This window comes from Comamonas sp. SY3, assembly GCF_041730275.1.
Classification (GTDB): Bacteria; Pseudomonadota; Gammaproteobacteria; order Burkholderiales; family Burkholderiaceae_C; genus Comamonas; species Comamonas sediminis.
The window spans coordinates 434,203-451,264 of record NZ_JBGTYN010000001.1 but is presented as its reverse complement, the minus strand read 5'-3'; the positions used below and the strand labels follow the sequence as shown (position 1 = coordinate 451,264).

18 protein-coding genes are annotated in these 17,062 nt (G+C 64.1%); 11 read left to right on the top strand and 7 right to left on the bottom strand.

Annotated features, from left to right (window positions below):
* The first annotated feature begins 90 nt into the window (after window positions 1-90).
* The 3 genes from ACCQ08_RS01980 to ACCQ08_RS01970 all read left to right on the top strand — a co-directional run bounded on the left by ACCQ08_RS01980 (window position 91) and on the right by ACCQ08_RS01970 (window position 2,531).
* Window positions 91-1,287, top strand: coding sequence for a PLP-dependent aminotransferase family protein (locus tag ACCQ08_RS01980; protein ID WP_239811206.1), 1,197 nt, complete (start codon window positions 91-93; stop codon window positions 1,285-1,287).
* Between the two features lie 92 nt (window positions 1,288-1,379).
* Window positions 1,380-1,598: a SlyX family protein gene (locus ACCQ08_RS01975; protein WP_239811207.1), complete on the top strand. Its 219-nt coding sequence runs from the start codon at window positions 1,380-1,382 to the stop codon at window positions 1,596-1,598.
* A 360-nt stretch (window positions 1,599-1,958) separates the two neighbouring features.
* Entirely contained in the window at window positions 1,959-2,531 is a 573-nt protein-coding gene (locus tag ACCQ08_RS01970) for a DUF2721 domain-containing protein (RefSeq protein WP_373448700.1), read from the top strand.
* Between the two features lie 10 nt (window positions 2,532-2,541).
* Here ACCQ08_RS01970 and ACCQ08_RS01965 read toward each other — a convergent pair whose 3' ends face one another.
* Complete coding sequence (locus ACCQ08_RS01965; RefSeq protein WP_373448699.1) at window positions 2,542-3,426, bottom strand: LysR substrate-binding domain-containing protein; 885 nt, start codon at window positions 3,424-3,426, stop codon at window positions 2,542-2,544.
* Between the two features lie 154 nt (window positions 3,427-3,580).
* Here ACCQ08_RS01965 and ACCQ08_RS01960 point away from each other — a divergent pair, with 154 nt between their 5' ends.
* Window positions 3,581-4,066, top strand: coding sequence for a CidA/LrgA family protein (locus ACCQ08_RS01960; protein ID WP_373448698.1), 486 nt, complete (start codon window positions 3,581-3,583; stop codon window positions 4,064-4,066).
* Complete coding sequence (locus ACCQ08_RS01955; RefSeq protein ID WP_373448697.1) at window positions 4,063-4,806, top strand: LrgB family protein; 744 nt, start codon at window positions 4,063-4,065, stop codon at window positions 4,804-4,806. Before ACCQ08_RS01960 ends, ACCQ08_RS01955 begins: the two co-directional genes overlap by 4 nt.
* On the opposite strand, the gene ACCQ08_RS01950 is transcribed toward ACCQ08_RS01955, so the two are convergent.
* From ACCQ08_RS01950 to ACCQ08_RS01940, 3 genes are all read right to left on the bottom strand, one after another.
* Window positions 4,803-6,167 (bottom strand): hypothetical protein, encoded by a 1,365-nt coding sequence (locus ACCQ08_RS01950; protein ID WP_373448696.1) that lies wholly within the window; start codon window positions 6,165-6,167, stop codon window positions 4,803-4,805. The genes ACCQ08_RS01955 and ACCQ08_RS01950 overlap by 4 nt on opposite strands.
* Window positions 6,164-7,150: an ABC transporter ATP-binding protein gene (locus tag ACCQ08_RS01945; protein ID WP_373448695.1), complete on the bottom strand. Its 987-nt coding sequence runs from the start codon at window positions 7,148-7,150 to the stop codon at window positions 6,164-6,166. The genes ACCQ08_RS01950 and ACCQ08_RS01945 overlap by 4 nt, the downstream gene beginning before the upstream one ends.
* A 134-nt stretch (window positions 7,151-7,284) precedes the next feature.
* Window positions 7,285-8,187, bottom strand: a complete 903-nt coding sequence (locus ACCQ08_RS01940) for an HTH-type transcriptional regulator ArgP (protein WP_312451437.1) — start codon at window positions 8,185-8,187, stop codon at window positions 7,285-7,287.
* A gap of 70 nt (window positions 8,188-8,257) precedes the next feature.
* Between ACCQ08_RS01940 and ACCQ08_RS01935 the strand changes: the two genes are divergently transcribed.
* Window positions 8,258-8,923 carry a LysE/ArgO family amino acid transporter gene (locus ACCQ08_RS01935; RefSeq protein WP_373448694.1) on the top strand — a complete coding sequence of 222 codons (666 nt, stop codon included), beginning with the start codon at window positions 8,258-8,260 and terminating at the stop codon, window positions 8,921-8,923.
* 229 nt (window positions 8,924-9,152) lie between these two features.
* The gene (locus ACCQ08_RS01930) at window positions 9,153-9,623 is read left to right on the top strand and encodes an ABC transporter substrate-binding protein (RefSeq protein WP_230771788.1); all 471 of its coding nucleotides are present in this window, start codon (window positions 9,153-9,155) and stop codon (window positions 9,621-9,623) included.
* Window positions 9,624-9,678: 55 nt separating this feature from the next.
* On the opposite strand, the gene ACCQ08_RS01925 is transcribed toward ACCQ08_RS01930, so the two are convergent.
* Window positions 9,679-9,945 (bottom strand): DUF3820 family protein, encoded by a 267-nt coding sequence (locus ACCQ08_RS01925; protein WP_239811217.1) that lies wholly within the window; start codon window positions 9,943-9,945, stop codon window positions 9,679-9,681.
* Window positions 9,946-10,141: 196 nt separating this feature from the next.
* Between ACCQ08_RS01925 and ACCQ08_RS01920 the strand changes: the two genes are divergently transcribed.
* Complete coding sequence (locus ACCQ08_RS01920) at window positions 10,142-10,930, top strand: MetQ/NlpA family ABC transporter substrate-binding protein (protein WP_239811218.1); 789 nt, start codon at window positions 10,142-10,144, stop codon at window positions 10,928-10,930.
* Window positions 10,931-11,110: 180 nt separating this feature from the next.
* Window positions 11,111-12,412, top strand: a complete 1,302-nt coding sequence (locus ACCQ08_RS01915) for a UDP-N-acetylglucosamine 1-carboxyvinyltransferase (protein WP_312459205.1) — start codon at window positions 11,111-11,113, stop codon at window positions 12,410-12,412.
* A gap of 79 nt (window positions 12,413-12,491) precedes the next feature.
* Here ACCQ08_RS01915 and ACCQ08_RS01910 read toward each other — a convergent pair whose 3' ends face one another.
* Complete coding sequence (locus tag ACCQ08_RS01910) at window positions 12,492-13,403, bottom strand: DMT family transporter (RefSeq protein ID WP_373448693.1); 912 nt, start codon at window positions 13,401-13,403, stop codon at window positions 12,492-12,494.
* A 101-nt stretch (window positions 13,404-13,504) separates the two neighbouring features.
* On the opposite strand from ACCQ08_RS01910, the gene ACCQ08_RS01905 reads away from it, so the two are divergent.
* On the top strand, window positions 13,505-13,978 hold the full coding sequence (locus tag ACCQ08_RS01905; RefSeq protein ID WP_373448692.1) for an Lrp/AsnC family transcriptional regulator: 474 nt from the start codon (window positions 13,505-13,507) through the stop codon (window positions 13,976-13,978).
* A 51-nt stretch (window positions 13,979-14,029) separates the two neighbouring features.
* On the opposite strand, the gene ACCQ08_RS01900 is transcribed toward ACCQ08_RS01905, so the two are convergent.
* Window positions 14,030-14,752: a hypothetical protein gene (locus ACCQ08_RS01900; RefSeq protein ID WP_239811221.1), complete on the bottom strand. Its 723-nt coding sequence runs from the start codon at window positions 14,750-14,752 to the stop codon at window positions 14,030-14,032.
* A gap of 348 nt (window positions 14,753-15,100) precedes the next feature.
* Between ACCQ08_RS01900 and thrS the strand changes: the two genes are divergently transcribed.
* Window positions 15,101-17,032 (top strand): threonine--tRNA ligase, encoded by a 1,932-nt coding sequence (thrS, locus tag ACCQ08_RS01895; protein WP_239811222.1) that lies wholly within the window; start codon window positions 15,101-15,103, stop codon window positions 17,030-17,032.
* Window positions 17,033-17,062: the final 30 nt, after the last annotated feature.

Below are 17,062 nucleotides of genomic sequence, written 5' to 3'. Positions count from 1 at the left end.
AGCGACGCATGGGGCCGGTAAAAAGTAGCAAAATGCCAGGGCGGCCCGGCGATCGACCGGGCTGCGCTTTTTGACTTGAGAGAACATTCCATGACACTGCGCTTTGCCTCCCGCCTCGACAATGTCGAGACGTCCGCCATCCGTGAACTGTTCAAGCTGCTGGGCAAGCCCGGCATCATCAGTTTTGCCGGGGGCTTTCCGGATGCAGCCATGTTCGACGTGGACGGTGTGCAGGCAGCGGCCAATGCGGCGTTGAAAGAGGAGCCGGGCGCTGCGCTGCAGTACGGCGCGACGGAGGGCTACCAGCCCTTTCGCGAGCAGATCGTCGGCCTGATGGCGGCCAAGGGCGTGCAGTCGCTGACGCCCGATCAGCTGATCGTCACCACCGGCAGCCAGCAGGCGCTCGACCTGCTGGGCAAGACAATGATCTCGCCCGGTGACAAGGTGATCGTCGAGGGCCCGACCTTTCTGGCCACCATCCAGTGCTTCCGTCTCTATGGCGCCGAAGTCATCAGCGCCCCCACCGACGAGAACGGTGTCATCCCCGAGGCGCTGGAGCAGCTGATAGCCGAACACCAGCCCAAGCTGGTCTACTTGATCCCGACCTTTGGCAACCCCAGCGGTGTGCTGCTGAGCCTGGAGCGCCGCCGCCAGATTCTCGAGATGGCTGTGCGCCACCAGACCCTGGTCGTCGAGGACGACCCCTATGGCGACCTGTACTTTGACGCACCGCCACCGCCCAGCCTGCTGGCGCTGTCAGACAGCGTACCCGGCAGCCGTGACTACCTGGCCCACTGCGGCAGCATGAGCAAGGTGCTCAGCCCCGGCCTGCGCCTGGGCTGGCTGATTGCCCCGGCCGAGCTGCTGGGCAAGTGCGTCATGTGCAAGCAGTTCAGCGATGCCCATACCAGTACCTTCAGCCAGGCGACCGCCGCCCAGTACCTGAAGGCCGGCCGCATGCCCGCCACCCTGGACCGCGTGCGCACCACCTACGCGGCGCGCAGCAAGGCCATGGGCGACGGCCTGCGCAGCCAGCTGGGCGATGCGGTGCGCTTTGTGCAGCCCCAGGGCGGCATGTTCATCTGGGTGCAACTGACGGGCGCCCGGGGCCAGGAGAAGGATGGCAATGCGCTGGCCAAGCGCGCCATCGAGCAGGGGGTGGCCTTTGTGCCGGGCACGCCATTCTTTGCCCAGAACCCCGATGCCTCGACCCTGCGGCTGTCCTTTGCCACCGCTGATATCGCCCGCATCGAAGAGGGCATTGCCCGCCTGGCCAAGGCGCTGTAAGCCCGCCTTCCCGCTCTCCACGCCGGCATATGCGCTGTCATATGCCGGCGTTATTCTTTCCCCTCCCTCCCCATCCGATGCCAGGAGACGCCATGACGACAATGCCCGAACCCCTGCAGCAGCGCCTTGAAGCCCTGGAGATCAAGGCGGCCTATGCCGACGACCTGCTCGAAGAGCTCAACCTGACGATCTACAAGCAACAGCAGCAGATCGACCGCTTGCTGCACCTGGTCAAGGACTTGCAGCAGCGCATGCCCGAGACCGGAGCTGTTGCGCCAGGTGCACGCGACGAGCTGCCGCCACACTACTGAACGCAGGCCTCTGCCTCAGGAAGCACACAATTTGCTTCAAATCAGCCCGGAAACAGGGCAAAAAAGGTATTAGGGTTTGCACCTATTTGGTGCGAGAATGTTGGCTTGAATTTTGCAGTGTTCATCGCAGGCGTCGCAGCCTGCACTAGGGATGCTCTGCAAAACCCTCGCCAAGCGGGATGGACGCGGATCGGGATGAGCCGCAAGGCGTCTTTTGCAGTCAATAGCCGTAGCTATTGACAAGGAAGACAACGCAGCGGATCGCCCGAGACCGCGTTCAGACCACGGCAGGGGAGTTTTGCAGAGGGTCCCTAGGCGTGTGCTGCAGCGCAGTCTGTCCAACCTCTCTGCTCCAACACCATGTCCATCGACGTCAGCAACATCACCCACAGCATCCAGCTGGCTGTGGCTCCCGTTTTCTTTCTCACCGGCGTGGCGGGCATGATCGGTGCCGTCGCCGGCCGGCTGGCGCGCATCATCGACCGGGGCCGCGTGCTGGAAGACCGCATGATGGCCTCCAAGGACGAGGACTATGTGCAGCGGTCCTTGCTGGAGCTCGGCTTTCTGCGCCGGCGCGGACGCCTGGCCAACCTCTGCATCGGGCTGCTGACCCTGTGCGGCGCGCTGATTGCGCTGACCATCATCCTGCTCTTCGTCGGCCAGACCACCAAGACCGAGATCGACGCCAACAGCTGGTCGCTGGCGGCGATGTTCAGCTTCGGGCTGGGCGTGGTCAGCTTTGTCTCGGCGCTGTGCTGCTTCATGGTCGAGACCATGATGGCCACGCAGCTGCTGAACTTCCACCCGCTGCGCCAGCCGGCCACGATTCCCTGTATGGCAGCGGCCCAAGCCGCGGCCACCGCGCCCAGTGCGGCACCCCGCAAAGTGGTTGCCGAGCCCGGCCGCCAGGATGCCTTCATGCCCCAGGTCTGAGGCCTTGGGTCTATGCCGGGGTCTGCGGATAGCGCGCCTGGCATAGCGCCAGCCAGGCGCTGGCGGCCTTGGATAGGTGCTGGGGCCGCCAGGTGAGGCCGAAATCATGGCTCAGCGTGGGTTCAGCCACGGGCAGGCAGCGCACCTGGGCCGGGTCAAAGCGGCTGGCCACATGGTCGAACATGATGGCAATGCCTGCATCGGCGGCGACCAGGTCGCCAATCAAGTCCCAGTAACGGCTTTGCAGCGCGATCTGCGGCACAAAGCCCGCTTGCGCGCAGCAGCTTTGCACGCCTTCGTACAGCGCAAAATCACTCTCGTACATCACAAAGGGCAGGGCAGCCAGCTCCTGCCAGCGCACCTGGCTTTGCCCCTGGGGCGCGCGCGCATGGGCAAAAACGGCCACGGTATGGTGGGTTTGTATGCGCAGGCTGGCCAGGGGGCTGCCGGCACGCAACAGGCCCATGGCTACATCGATCTCGCCCTCTGCCACCGCCTGTTCCAGCGCCCGGGCGCCGCGCTCATGCAGCTGCAACTGTACGCCGGGGTAGCGTTTGCGGTACTGCGCAAAGATGGGCGCCATGTAGTGGCCCGTGGTGGGGGACACGCCCACGCTGAGCGTGCCGCGCGCGATGCCGTCCACCTCGGCCACTTCCTGGCGCAGGCGGCTGGCCTCTTGTAGCAGCGCCTGGCCCCGCTCAAACACCACGCGCCCGGCATCGGTCAACTGCAGCTTGCGGCCTTCGCGCAGCAGCAAGCGGCCGCCGAGCTCGTCTTCCAGACCCTTCACCATCTTGCTGATGGTGGGCTGGGTGACATACAGCGCCTCTGCCGCGCGGGTGAAGCTGTTGCGGTGGACCACCTCGACAAAGTAGCGCAGCGCTCGCAGGTCCATGGTGAATTCCTAGATGGAATGGAATTTATAAAAATAAGTCATTTTACGAATGATTATGCCGTTTCTACAATCCGTTTTGTGCAGTGCAGCATGGTGAGGCAAGGGGCCGCACCGCCGCCACTGCCGCTGGCCCACGAGCCAGCACAAGGATGGCATGACAAGCGATAAATGGGTGGCGGGCGAGGGCAGATCCACAGACAAAGGGCTGCCCAGGCAGGCCCGCCAGGCGGCACGCACGCTGTGGCAGGTGGCAGTGCTCTGCGCCATCTGGCTGGTGGCCGAGGCACTGCGCAGCCATATGGGCTGGCGTATTCCGGCGGGCCTGATTGGCTTTGCCGCACTGGCGCTGGGGCTGTTCAGCCGCGCCGTGCCCGGCCGCTGGCTGGCACAGGGCACGCGCTGGTTGCTGTCGGACATGCTGCTGTTCTTCATCCCCGCGATGCTGGTGATCATCAACTATGGCGACCTGGTACGCAGCCAGGGGCTGCGCATCGTGCTCGTGATTGTGCTGAGCACTGCCTGCGTGATGGTGGCCACCGCGCTGGTGGTCGATGCGGTCTACCGGCTGGAGCTGCGCCTGGCCCAGCGCAAGCGCTGCCAGGAGCGTGGCGCCAAGGCCGCTGCCGAAGGGGTGCGATGACTGCTGCGCCTGCAACCCTGCCCTCGTCGTTGCCGCTGTGGCCGCTGAGCCATGGCAGCGCAGCGCTGCTGTCACTGCTGCTGACCCTGCTGTGCTATTACCTCAACAAGCGGCTGTACCAGCGCCATCCGCATACGGTGCTGATGCCCATCATCGTCACGCCCCTGGTGCTGGTGGCCGCACTGCTGCTGCTGGGCATTGGCTACGACGACTATCGCACCCATACCCATTGGCTGGTATGGCTGCTGGGGCCGACGACCGTCGCCTTCGCGCTGCCGTTGTATGACTACCGCCAGATGGTGCGCAAGCACTGGATGTCCATTTTGGCCGGCGTGTTGGTGGCCAGCACGGTGTCCATCCTGACGTCGGTGTGGCTGGCGCGCTGGCTGGGCCTGTCGCCGCTGCTGCAAAAAGGGCTAGCAATGCGCTCCGTGACCACGCCCTTTGCGGTGGAGGCCGAGCGTGCCATCGGCGGCCCGCTGGACCTGGCTGCCTTGTTTGTGCTGCTCACCGGAGTGACCGGCATGCTGATCGGTGGCCTGGTACTGCGCCTCTTGCCCCGGCTGCGCAGCCGGGTCGCAGCGGGGGCCATGCTGGGCGGATCGGCCCACGGCTCGGGGGTTGCCAAGGCGCAGATGGCCGGCCCCCAGCAAGGTGTGGCCGCCTCACTGGTGATGATGATTGCCGGCGCTCTCAATGTGCTGGCTGCACCCTGGGTCGGCGCCTGGGTGTTTGGCTAGCGCGCAAACAGGTCTTTGCCGCCCGCCTGGGGGGTGATGGCCTGGAAGCGCCAGACCAGCACGACGGCAAGCACCGCCAGCTGCAGCAGCATGCCCACCCAGGCCAGCCAGCCCAGGGCCGGTGCATGCGCAAAGTTGGACGACAGGCGCGGGTCAAACGCGCCAAACAGGGGCTCAAACAGCGGCGCCAGGCCCAGCGACCAGAACATGGCCGGCAACAGGGCGCTGAGTACAAAGACCACCAGCAAGGTCATGCCCAGCGGGGAGCGGCTGCTCTTGCGCAGCGAGAACACCAGGTAGATGCCGCAGTCGCGCAGCACATGCAGCAACACCATGAAGGCCAGGGGGCCCAGCTGCGAGCGGTTGGACAGCGGGTCGGCATTCCACAGCAAATAGGCCGGCAGCAGCACCGCAAAGGCCATGCACCAGCTGATAGGCCACAGTGGCATGTTCTGCCAAAAGCGCCGCCACTGGCCGTGTCGCGCGCTGTAGAGCAGGGCGCGCCAGCGCTGCGCGACCTGGCTTTCCAGCGCAGCGGCATAGTAGGTCACCAGGGCGAACAGCATCATCGCGGTCAGCGCCCGGCCGGTGCCGGTGGGCACCAGGCCCACCAGCAGCAAACAGCCAGCCGCATTGCCCAGTGCCCAGGCCCAGGGTGTGGTGGGTACCGACAGCTGCATCGACATCGCCCGCCACAGTGCCAGCAGGCCCAGCAGCAGGCCCGCTATGGCAAAGACCAGCAGCAGACTGGCCGCGTTCAGCGGCAGGCCCCACCAGGCGCCGCCGCCGCTGCCGCCCAGCAGGCTGTCAAGTCCCACGACCACGCTGCTGACCAGTTGCAGCAGCAGGAACACCAGCACTACCAGCACCCAGACACTGCGGCTGGTGGCGGGTTTGTTGGGGTCCATGCTGTAGAGGCGGCTGGCCATCATCGCGCAGTGCAAGGCGCAGGCGCCCAGAATGGTGAGCACGAGCACCAGCACCGTATCTGCCAGCTCGCCGAGCCAGAAGCCGCACAGCAGTGCCGCAGCCGCGCACAGCAAAGCCCCATACCAGGCATAGCTGGGGCCACCCAGCAGCTTGCCCCAGGCCATGCGCCAGGGGCCCATGGCGCTCATGCGTTGCTGGTCCCAGGTGCGCTCGTTCAGCTCGTCATTGATGCTGGACAGCGCCGTGAAGGTGCCCACGCAGGCGGCCAGCAGACCCACCAGGCTGAGGGCGCCCTTGTGCAGGTACAGCAGCGGCTGCTTGCCCTCGATGACAAACACGCAGATGGCCAGCATCAGCAAGATGGCGGGCATCAGCACCAAACGCGCAGGGCTCAGCTCCAGGCTGAGCTGGCGGCGAAATTCCGGATTCATGGCCACTCCTTGGCAAACAGCGCTTGGGGATCGACGGATGCTTCCAGGCTTTGCTGGTAGCGCTCCTGCAGGCTGGTGCGCGCCTCCTGGTAGCCCAGCACCTGCGCGCCATGGGCCACCAGCTGCTGCAGCAACTGCACGCGCGCAGCACGGTCTTGCGCGGGCAGCGCAATCCACAGCAGGTGGGCAGCGCCGCCGTCCCGGCCGGCACGCATGTCGACCAGGCGGTAGCCGGCCAGCGCCCCATCCGGCTGGGGCAGGGGGACGGCCAGCTCGACCTGCATCACCAGTTCGGACGGCAGCGCGCCGTTGCCGCCAGGGCCACTGGCGGCATTCAACGGCCCGTGGCTGGTGATGCGGCCTTCGCGGATCGACAGGATATGGCTGCAGTACTCATCGAGCTCACTCAGGATGTGGCTGGAGACGACCAGCGTCATGCCCTGGGCCTGCAGCTGGCGGAACAAGGTCGAGAGGCTGCTGCGCGCCTCCGGGTCCAGCCCGCTGGCGGGCTCGTCGAGCAGCAGCACCTGGGGCTGGTGGATGATGGCCTGGCCAATGGCGACCCGCTGGCGCTGGCCGCGCGAGAGGTTGCGCGTGGCATGGCCGAGCTTGCTGCTGAGGGCGAGCTGCTCGGCCACCGCATGCACGCGCGCGGTGGCGTCCTTGCGGCTCAGGCCCTGGCTTTCTGCGGCGTATTGCAGGCACTGGGCCACGCTCAGGGTCTCGTAGAGCCCGAAGAAATCCGACAGATAGCCCATGTACTGGTGGGCGCGGCGGGGCTCTTGCTGCACATCGATGCCCGCCACCCGGGTGCTGCCGCTCAGCGGTGCTTCCAGCCCGGTAATGCAGCGCAGCAAGGTGGATTTGCCGGCGCCATTGGGGCCCACCAGGGCGGTGACGGTGCCGGCCTCGATCTGCAGGCTGACGCCATGCAGCGCGCGGTGGCCGGGGTAGTCGACGATGAGATCCTGCACCTCAATCATGCTGTGCTCTTTCTGATGAAAACCATGGATACCTCCCTCTGCAGCAACAGCCAAGTTGGTTATCTGGCGCTGCAGCTGCTCGCATCATAGGCGCACCGGTCCCCGCTGTGCTGACAACGCCACGGCAGAAACGCTCAAGCGGCTGGCGTCAGCACGCGACTGGCCGCGCGCATGACGCAGTCGGTCAGCCGGGCCAGGCTGGCCTGCGCGCTGCGCGGCAGCGCCCAGTACAGCGGCAGATCCAGCGGGCTATCGGGCACCAGCGGCACCAGGCTGCCACGTGCCAGTTGGTCGGCAATCAGCACTGTGGGGTGCATGCCCCAGCCCATGCCGATCTCGCAGGCCCGCACATAGCCCTGGTTGGACGGCAGAAAATGCCGGGGACCGCTGCCCCGGGGGGCCATGCCCTGGGCTTGCAGCCACTGGTCCTGCAGCCGGTCCTTGCGGTCAAAGGTCATGATGGGCGCCTGGGCCAGGGTCTGCGTGTTCACGCCCTCTGCGAAGTAGCGCGCCATGAAGCCGGGGCTGGCTGCGGCCACATAGCGCATCGTGCCCAGCGGCCAGCTGTTGCAGCCGGGGATCTGGCCGCTGGTGCCGGTCACGGCGCCCAGCACCGCCCCTTCGCGCAGCGCCTGGGCGGTGTGGTCCTGGTCGTCGACGCGCAGGTCCAGCAGCTCATTGCCCGAGGCGGTGAACTCGGCCATCGCCTCCATGAACCAGGTGGAGAGCGAATCGGCATTGACCGCCAGCTTGATCGTCGGCGCCACCGGTGCATCGGGCAGCAGGTCGGGGTTGCTGCGGCGCAGGGCGTTTTCCAGCAAAGCCACCTGCTCCAGATGCAGGCACAGGCGCTGGCCGGCCTCGGTGCCGGTGCAGGGGTTGCCACGCTGCACCAGCACCTGGCCGGTGCGCTCTTCCAGCTGCTTGATGCGCTGCGACACCGCCGACGGGGTGACATGGAGTTTCTTGGCGGCGCGTTCAAAGCTGCCCTCGCGCACCACGGCCGCCAGCGCGGCCAGTCCCAGGTAGTCCAGCATTTAGTTTTGCTTCATTTGACTAAGATTGTTTAATTTTACTTATTTATTGGTGCGCCGCACAATAGCTGCGATGTGGACAACAAGCATGACTTCTACCTGGCTGGCCGGTTTTACCGTCTGCCTTTCCTTGATCGTCTCGATCGGCGCGCAGAACCTGTATGTACTGCGCCAGGCCGTGAGCGGCGAGCATGTGCGCGCCTGCGTCGCCTGGTGTGTGTTCAGCGATGCACTGCTGATCGGAATCGGCGTGGCCGGCATGGCCCAGGTGCTGGGAGATTCGCCCACCCTGGCCTACTACCTGACCTTGGGCGGCGCATTGTTCCTGCTGGGCTATGGGCTGATGGCGCTGTGGCGGGCTGCGATGCCCGCTGGCGCAGCGCCCGCTGCCGATGCTGACGGGGCTGCGCCCGCCACTGCCGCCCGGCGTGGCCTGTGGCGCGTGCTGGGGGCGCTGGTCGTCATCACCTTGTTCAACCCCCATGTGTACCTGGATACCGTCGTGCTGGTGGGCTCGATCGGTGCGCGCCAGGATGGCAGCCTGAAATGGATCTTTGTGCTGGGTGCTGCCTGTGCCAGCCTGGCCTGGTTTGTGATGCTGGCCAGCGCCGGCCGGCGCCTGCAAACCCTGTTTGCCAAGCCCCAGGCCTGGCGCGTGATGGATGGCTTTACCGGCGTGATGATGCTGGCCCTGGCCTGGTGGGTGTACAGCGGGCTGGAGAACATAGGCGCTGCCTGATGCCTGCGATGGCTGACGGTGCCCAAGGTCTTGTACACCCCGTGCATGCCAGCGCTGCTCTACAATATTTGTAGCTGCGCGCTACGCATAACGAATAACCAAAGCCGAGCCATACCGCTGCTAGCCGTGCTGCCAAGCACTTGAATTTGCAGCGTTTCCCCTCATGTACCAAGGGTAGGCAAGCAGGCAATCGGCCTGTAGCCCCGGCCTTTTATTTGGAAATACCGTAGTGAACCCCTCTTTTCGCACCTCTGCATCCGTTCTTGCTTTGACCATTGCTGGTCTGGTTCTGCCAGGCCTGGCCCATGCCAAGCGCCTGGGTGGCGGTGTCAAGCGTCCAGCAGCGACCCAAAAGGCAGCTCCCGCGCCTGCAGCCAAGCCTGCGACGCCAGCCGCTGCTGCACCTGCCGCCGCTCCAGCAGCGGGCGCAGCCCCTGCCGCAGCAGCACCGGCTGCCGCGGCACCGGCCGCCGGCGGCTCCGGCATGATGGGCACCATGGGCGCAGCCGCCGTGGGCGCCGTCGCTGGCACGATGGCCGGCAGTGCGATGGCTGGCGCGATGGGCGGTGACAAGGGCAAGGAAGAAGCCGCCGCCAAGGAAGCGGAAGCCAAGAAGGCAGAAGCCGAAGCCGCCGCGCTGCAAAAGCAGGCCGATGAAGCCAAGGCCAAGGCTGACGCAGCCCGCTCCGCCGTCAAGTAAAGCAGCGCTTCAATCGCCTGAACCCACCCGCAGCTGCTTGCAGCCTGCGGGTTTTTTATTGTCGCGGTGGCTGGACAGCCGCCTGCCCACTCGCTTGCAGGCTGGCGCGCAGCGGGCGCAGCAACTCGCCCAGGCCGTTGTGGTCGATCTCGTGCATCAGTGCCAGCAGCCGGCCCAGATCGCCTTTGGGAAAGCCTTCACGGGCAAACCAGTTGAGGTAGTTGCCAGGCAGGTCGGCGATGGCGCGGCCCTGGTACTTGCCAAAAGGCATGGTGGTGGTGAGCAGCCGCAGCAGCTGATCGGGGTCAAACGGGGTAGACATGGCCCAAGCATAGCCCGCCGGTGCAGGCGCAGGCTGTAGCGGGCTGGCATAAAGATCAAATTCTTTATAACCAAATCTCTTTATTTTCTTTGGGTGATATGCCGAACAAGGCTAGACTTGCACCATCTTGGTTCAGTCCCATCAAGAGAAATCCAAGTAGTTGCCGGGGCTGGTCTTTCTCATTTGTCAAAACACCATGTTCAAAAAAACGCTTTCCGTTCTTGCTGTTGCGGCCCTGGCCGTGTCTGCCCATGCGGCGGATGTAGTGCTGAAAGTGGCGGCCTCGCCGGTGCCACATGCCGAAATTCTCAATTTCATCAAGCCCAAGCTGAAGGCCGAAGGGGTGGATCTGCAAGTGCGCGAGTTCAGCGACTACATCCAGCCCAATGCGGCCGTGGAAGACAAGCAGCTCGATGCGAACTTCTTCCAGCACCAGCCTTATCTGGACAGCTACAACAAGGACCGCAAGAGCTCGCTGGTGCAAGTGCCCAATGGCAAGGTGCATGTGGAGCCCTTTGGCGCCTACTCCAGCAAGATCAAGAACATCAAGGACTTGAAGGACGGCGCCACCGTGGCCATCCCCAATGACCCTTCCAACGGTGGCCGCGCGTTGCTGCTGCTGCAAAAGAATGGTCTGCTCGAGCTCAAGGACGCGTCCAAGCTGACCTCCACCCCATTGGATATCGCCAAGAACCCCAAGAAGCTCAAGTTCAAGGAACTCGAAGCGCCTTTGCTGCCACGTGCGCTGGGTGATGTCGATCTGGCGCTGATCAACACCAACTACGCGATCGAAGCCAAGCTCAACCCCACCAAGGATGCGCTGTTCATCGAAGGTGCCGACTCGCCCTACACCAACATCATTGCTGCCCGTGCTGACCGCGCCAATGACGAGGCGATTGCCAAGCTGACCCGTGCGCTGCATGGCGACGATGTGAAGAAATTCATCCTGGACAAGTACAAGGGCGCCGTGGTTCCCGCGTTCTGATCGGCTAACAAGCTGCCCTAGCATGGCCTAGCAGCATCCCGCACATTTTGTTGACGGGTATTTACAAAAGGCACTCCCACCGAGTGCCTTTTGTTGTTTTTGACGCTGTAACATGCAGGGTCAGCCCGGATAGCGCACACTGCCCCGGGCCACTCCAGAATTCGCGACCTCCCCCCATCCATGTCCAAACTCATCGTGCACGGCGGCACCCCTTTGCAGGGCCGCATCATTCCCTCGTCCAACAAGAATGCCGTTCTGCCTGTGCTGTGCGCCACATTGTTGACGGCGCAGCCTCTGGTGCTCCATGGCGTTCCGGACATCACCGATGTGCGCAAGATCCTGGACATCTTCGGCAAGCTGGGCTCCAGCGTGCAGATGGACTACGCCAGCGGCGTGCTCAAGCTCCACCACCGTGATACGCACTTTGACGCCTGCAAGCACCACCTGCCCGAAGAAATGCGCTCGTCCATCATGCTGGTGCCGCCACTGCTGGCCCGCTTTGGCGTGGCGCGGCTGGAGGACAACGTCAAGGGCTGTACCCTGGGCGTGCGCGAGATTGATCCGCATATCGAGGTGTTCCGCCGCTTTGGCGGCCGGGTCGAGCATGGCGAGGGTTCGCTGATCGTGCGCTGCGATGGCGCGCTGCAGGCCACCCAGCACTGGCTGGACTATGCCTCGGTCACCACCACCGAGAACTTTGTGCTGTGCGCGGCCACTGCCCAGGGCAGCTCGGTGCTCACCAATGCCGCCTGCGAGCCGCATGTGCAGGAGTTCTGCCGCTTCATGGCCATGCTGGGCGCCAGGATCGAGGGCATCGGCACCTCGCGCCTGACGGTGCATGGCGTCGAGCAGCTGGGCGGCGGTGAATTCCATTTCGAGGAAGACTTCCACGAGATCACCACCTTCCTGGCGCTGGGTGCCATCACGGGTGGCGATGTACAGGTGCGCAACCGCACGCCCGACAACTTCCCGCTGATCGACCGCACCTTTGCCAAGTTTGGCGTGCAGATCGAGCACAAGGACGGCTGGTCACGCGCCATCCGCAAGGGCCCGCTCAAGGTCGAGACGCCGTTTACCCGCAATGTGCTGACCAAGGTCGAGGCGGCGCCCTGGCCTTATTTCCCGGTGGATCTGCTGCCGATCTTCATCGCGCTGGGCGTGCGCGCCGAGGGCAATGCGATGTTCTGGAACAAGGTCTATGACGGCGCGCTGGGCTGGACGGGCGAGCTGTCCAAGTTTGGCGCCCATGTGTTCTCGTCCGATCCGCACCGCATCGTCACCCTCGGCGGCAACCCGCTGAGCCCTGCGGTGGTGGAGAGCCCCTACATCATCCGCGTGGCCATTGCGTTGTTCATGGTGGCTGCCAGCATCGAGGGCCGCTCCGAGATCCGCAATGCCGCGCCCATCAAGCGCGCCCACCCCCGCTTTGTGGAGAACCTGCAGAGCCTGGGCGCCAAGGTGGAGTGGGCGGGAGAGAACTAAGCCTTCTGCTACGCATTAAAAAAAGAGCGCTTGCCGTCTATGCGGCAAGCGCTCTTTGCATGGCGGGTGGCTGCTGCGCTCAGGCGACGGCCTGGCCTGCAGGTTTGGGCGCTGCTGCCTGCGGCGGTGCAGAGGGCTTGGCCGTCAGCGCGCTGCCCATTGCTGCCACCATGATCAGGCCGATGGCCGACCACTGGGTGGCGGTCAGCAGCTCGCCCAGCACCAGCATGCCGGCAATCGCTGCAATGGCTGGCTCGGTGGCGAGCATCGTGGAGAAGGCGCCCGAGCTGAGGCGTTTGAGCGCGAACATCTCCAAGGTATAGGGGATGGCGCTGGAGACAGCGGCCACTGCCAGCCCATAGAGCAGGATGGAGGGCTGCAGCAGCTTGGCGCCCGCCTCGGCAATGCCAAAGGGCACCACCACGATGGCGGCGGTCAGCAGCGCCAGCGACACCACCATGCCGCCATGCATATGGCCGGCGCGTTTGCCCAGCACGATGTAGCCGGCCCAGCAGGCGGAGGCCATGACCGCATAGCACAGGCCCACCGGGTCGAGCGCGGCGGTCTGCACGCCAAACATCGGCAGCACCAGCAGCAAAAACAAGCCCAGCGCCGCCAGCCCCAGCCAGACCAGGTCCAGCACGCGGCGCGAGGTCCAGACCGCCACCGACAACGGGCCGACAAACTCGATGGCCACCGTCACGCCAAAAGGCAGGCGCTTGATGGCCATGTAGAACAGCAGGTTCATGAGCCCCAGCACCACGCCAAAGATGGCAATCTGCCCCAGGTTGGCCTTGGTGGGTCCAAAGCGCCAGGGGCGCCAGATGAGCAACAGCAGCAACGCGGAAAAGCCCACGCGCAAGGCGGTAGTGCCCTGGGCGCCGACGACCGGGAACAGGTGTTTGGCAAAGCTGGTGCCCAGGCACAGCGCACTGACCGAGCCCAATACCGCCAACGAGGGCAGCAGGCGCTGCCAGAGAGAATCTTGCATGGCCGAGATAATATTGCAGCTGAGCGAAGTAAATTGCTCGAAAATTCGGTGCCAAATGCAAGTTTCGCTCTTGTGGTGCGCTTCTCCTCCAGGCCCTTGCGATGAATGTTGAACTCGATGCCTTCGACCTGGCCATTCTGGCCATCCTGCAGCGCGACAACCTGCGGCCCCAGCGTGAGGTGGCCGAGCTGGTGAACCTGTCGCCGGCGGCTGTGCAGCGCCGCATTCGCCGCCTGCAGGACAGCGGGGTCATCGCCACCAACACGGCGCAGCTCAGTCCGGAGGCCGTGGGCCGGCCGCTGACCATCTTTATCGAGGTGCAGCTGGTCAATGAGCTCGATGCGTTGACCCAGGGCTTTCGCGCCCGCGTGGCGGCCGAGCCTGCTGTGCAGCAGTGCTACATGGTCACCGGGCAGACCGATTACCTGTTGGTGGTGACGGCCCGCGACATGCAGGAGTACCAGGCCATCACCCAGCGGCTGTTCGGTGGCGACCAGAATATCCAGCGCTTCAACACCTCGATTGCGCTGGCCACCCTCAAACGCAGCCTGCATTTGCCGCTGCCTGCGCGCTGAATCGGCTGTTTTGGGCAAGCAGGGTGGGGCGCAGCGACGCGAAGAGGGTCCTTAATGCGCCACCGCCTGCACCGGCAGGAACTGCAGCAGGCTGCCGCCGGCCAGCCCCTGCACATAGCCAATCACCGCGCGCCGGTATTTCTCGGAGACGACATCGGCCATCAGGTCATTGCGGGCAATCATCTTGCCAAACTCGCGCTCGAAGCTCAGGTTGCGTTCGTTGGCATTGAGCTCGTTGCTCAGCAGCATCGCCTGGCCATTGCCCAGCTTGCGGTGGGTGAGCATCCAGTTGGCAATCTCCAGATTGCGCGAGGCGTTGTACACCGCCTGGGCATCGAGCCCATGGATCAGATAGAAGGTGGTGCGGCCGCCATAGGCGGTGATCAGCATGTCGGCCGTGGCCCAGGTGAAGGCGGCGACCCGGTCGCCCGCGAATTCGGGTGCCAGCGCCATGCTCATGCCGGCAATGTCGCGTTGATCCAACAAATCCGGCCAGGGTTGCTGGTTTTCTATCGCTTCGCGCACGGCCTTCATCGCTGCTTCACGGTTGTCGAAACCGCCCTTGCGCCACTCCTGAGGATTGCGGCGGTAGAGCTTGTCCATCAGCACATACAGGCTTTGCAGGTTGGCGCGCATGCTCAACGTGGCCATGCGGTTCACATCGGACTGGCCCCATTCCTGGGCCTGCATGTCGCGTTCGGGGACTTTGCCACGGGTGGCGGGGGTGCTGGTGCAGCCCCCTTGCAGCAATAGCGCAGCCAGGCAGGCGGACATTCCAACAGATCGGGCGTAGCGATAGGGCATATCTAATCGTCAAGGTCTGCTATCGTTTTGATTATGGCAAGCGCGGTGGCGGCTGGATTGCGGGAAGACCAGCAGATTGCATCAGAATGTGGGAAAATGACAGTCGTTTTAGATTTCATCCACTGGTAAGAGCGAGAAAGGCAACATCGGTTATGACACCGCGAACTACAACCACTTGGGGTTTGACTGGCCAATAAGGCCGGTGGTTCGCGCCTGTACGACGATTTCGTCTCCTCACACCAAAGCGCGGACAAGCTCCGCGCTTTTTGCTTTTCTGGGCGGCGCGGCTCTGTACAGCACGATTATTTAGGATTTCTCATGGTTCAAATTACGCTTCCCGATGGCTCCAAGCGCGACTATCCGGGCCCCGTGTCGGTGGCCGATGTCGCTGCATCGATTGGCGCCGGCCTGGCCAAGGCTGCGCTGGCTGGCAAGGTGGGTCTGGGCGACAACGCCAAGGTGGTGGACACCAGCTTTGTCATCGACCGCGACATGCCGCTGTCCATCGTGACGGCCAAGGACGCGGATGGTCTGGAAGTGATCCGCCACTCCACCGCCCACTTGCTGGCCTACGCCGTCAAGGAGCTGTTCCCGGAAGCCCAGGTCACCATCGGCCCGGTGATCGACAATGGCTTCTACTACGACTTCGCCTATAAGCGCCCCTTCACGCCCGAAGACCTGGTGGCGATCGAAAAGCGCATGGCCGAGCTGGCCAACAAGGACGAGCCCGTGGTGCGCCGCGTGCTGCCGCGCGACGAAGCCGTGGCCTACTTCAAGGGCCTGGGTGAGAACTACAAGGCCGAGATCATCGCCTCCATTCCCAGCAATGAAGATGTGAGCCTGTACCGCGAAGGCGCGTTTGAAGACCTGTGCCGTGGCCCCCACGTGCCCAGCACCGGCAAGCTCAAGCACTTCAAGCTGATGAAGGTGGCAGGCGCCTACTGGCGTGGCGACCACAACAACGAGATGCTGCAACGCATCTACGGCACGGCCTGGGCCAGCAAGGACGATCTGCAGCAGTACCTGACGATGCTGGAAGAGGCCGAAAAGCGCGACCACCGCAAGCTGGGCCGCGAGCTCGACCTGTTCCACATCGACGAGCATTCGCCCGGCACCGTGTTCTGGCACCCCAAGGGCTGGTCGATCTGGCAAGAGGTCGAGCAGTACATGCGCAAGGTCTACCGCGACAACGGCTACCAGGAGGTGAAGGGCCCGCAGATTCTGGACAAGACCTTGTGGGAGAAGACCGGCCACTGGGACAAGTACCGCGAGAACATGTTCACGACCGAGTCGGAAAAGCGCGAATACGCGCTCAAGCCGATGAACTGCCCCGGCCACATCCTCATCTACAAGCAAGGCATCAAGAGCTACCGCGATCTGCCGCTGCGCTTTGGTGAGTTTGGCGCCTGCCACCGCAACGAGCCCACCGGCTCGTTGCACGGCATCATGCGCGTGCGTGCCTTTACGCAGGATGACGGCCACATCTTCTGCCTGCCCGAGCAGATCCAGGCCGAAGTGACCGCGTTCACGGCGCTGCTGCAAAAGGTCTATGCGGACTTTGGCTTTACCAACATCCTTTACCGCCTGTCGACGCGCCCTGAAAAGCGCATCGGCACCGACGAGAGCTGGGATGCGGCCGAAGCGGCACTGGCCGAAGGCCTGCGCGCCTCGGGTTGCGAGTTCGAATACCTGCCGGGCGAGGGCGCGTTCTACGGCCCCAAGATCGAGTACACCTTGAAGGACGCACTGGGCCGTGAATGGCAGTGCGGCACCATCCAGGTCGACCCGAACCTGCCCGAGCGTCTCGATGCCGAGTTCGTCGGCGAAGACGGCGAGCGCCACCGCCCCATCATGCTGCACCGTGCGATCGTGGGCTCGCTCGAGCGCTTCATCGGCATCCTGATCGAGCAGCACGCCGGCGCGCTGCCCGCCTGGCTGGCGCCCACGCAAGTAGCGGTGCTCAACATCACCGACGCGCAGGGCGCCTACGTGCAGGAAGTGGCCGACAAACTGCGTAAGGCCTTGCCGTTCCAAGGGCTGCGTGTGGTTACCGATCTGCGCAATGAGAAGATTACGTATAAAATACGGGAGCATTCGTTGCAAAAGCTGCCCTATATTCTTGTCGCCGGCGACAAGGAAAAGGCAGCCGGAGCCGTAGCAGTGCGCGCCCGGGGCGGTAAAGACCTCGGTGTGATGTCCGTAGATGCATTCGTAGAACTGATTGCCCAGGACATCGCCGCTAAAGCGTAACAAGCCTACCCAGGCACTGAAAGGCTTTGG